2 protein-coding genes are annotated in these 1,297 nt (G+C 72.6%); one reads left to right on the forward strand and one right to left on the reverse strand.

Annotation, left to right across the window (positions count from 1 at the left end; translation table 11 throughout):
• Positions 1-257, forward strand: a 257-nt coding sequence (locus EAO71_RS28205) for an enoyl-CoA hydratase-related protein (protein ID WP_410094054.1), incomplete at its 5' end; no start/stop codon positions are given.
• On the opposite strand, the gene EAO71_RS28210 is transcribed toward EAO71_RS28205, so the two are convergent.
• Complete coding sequence (locus EAO71_RS28210; RefSeq protein ID WP_147980631.1) at positions 220-1,047, reverse strand: enoyl-CoA hydratase family protein; 828 nt, start codon at positions 1,045-1,047, stop codon at positions 220-222. The genes EAO71_RS28205 and EAO71_RS28210 overlap by 38 nt on opposite strands.
• Positions 1,048-1,297: the final 250 nt, after the last annotated feature.

Here is a 1,297-nt window from a genome sequence, read left to right on the forward strand (position 1 = left end):
ACCCCAGCGCCCGCTTCGCCTTCCTCTTCACCCGCGTCGGGCTCTCCGGCGGCGACATGGGCGCCGCCTACCTGCTGCCCCGGGTCGTCGGCCTCGGCCACGCCACCCGGCTCCTCATGCTCGGCGAACCGGTCGGCGCCCCGGAGGCGGAACGCATCGGACTGATCAGCGAACTCACCGAGGAGGGCGGCGTCGCCGCCCGTGCGGCGGCGGTCATGGTCAGCGGCCCTGCCACTCGGGGGCGCGCTTCTCGGTGAAGGCCGCGTGGAACTCGGCGTAGTCCTCACCGTTCATCAGCAACGCCTGGGTGGCGGCGTCCAGTTCGACGGAGGCCGCGAGCGGCATGTCCAGTTCGGCGGTGAGGAGTGCCTTCGTCTGGGCGTGCGCCAGGGCGGGTCCGTCGGCGAGGCGGCGGGCGAGTTCGGCCGCACGGGCGGCGACGCCGCCCTCCTCGGTGAGTTCGCTGATCAGTCCGATGCGTTCCGCCTCCGGGGCGCCGACCGGTTCGCCGAGCATGAGGAGCCGGGTGGCGTGGCCGAGGCCGACGACCCGGGGCAGCAGGTAGGCGGCGCCCATGTCGCCGCCGGAGAGCCCGACGCGGGTGAAGAGGAAGGCGAAGCGGGCGCTGGGGTCGGCGATCCGGAAGTCCGCGGCGAGCGCGAGGACGGCCCCGGCGCCGGCGGCGACCCCGTGCACGGCGGCGATCACGGGGAACGGGCACTCGCGGATCGCCCGGACGACCTGGCCGGTCATCCGGTTGAAGTCGAGCAGCTGCGCCGTGTCCATGGCGAGGGTGGCGCCGATGATCTCGTCGACGTCGCCGCCCGAGCAGAAGCCGCGCCCCTCGCCACCGAGGACGAGGGCGCGCACGGCCCGTTCCCGGGAGAGTTCGGCGAGCAGATCGCGCAGGTCGGCGTAGGCGCCGAAGGTGAGGGCGTTCAGCTTCTCGGGGCGGGCGAGCGTGAGGGTGGCGACCCCGTCGTTGATGTCCACGCGCAGGTGCCGCCACTTCTCGGTACGGAGCGCGGAGCCGGAAAAGGGGCTCATGGGGACGGCCTCCCTCAGCGTACGTGCATCACGAAGACACCTTCGGGAAGGTTATCACTCATACGTGACTGTCGTCACGGGTACGCAATACAGGGGGCCGGCCGAAGGTCCCGGAACGGCGATGCCCCAGGTCCCCTGGACTCCGGGCCGCAGCCCCTGGTTCCGGATCCGGCACTCCGTGAAGCTGGAGGCAGGACGTCACGGGCCGTCCCCCCTCCCCCTCGTCGAAGGGATCCGCCGTGTGTGAGCC

This window comes from Streptomyces sp. MS191 (assembly GCF_008042125.1).
Taxonomy (GTDB): domain Bacteria; phylum Actinomycetota; class Actinomycetes; order Streptomycetales; family Streptomycetaceae; genus Streptomyces.

Bases quoted from the DNA above. Each gene is read 5' to 3' on its own strand.
- EAO71_RS28210 (WP_147980631.1), bottom strand. From the start codon at position 1,047: ATGAGCCCCTTTTCCGGCTCCGCGCTCCGTACCGAGAAGTGGCGGCAC.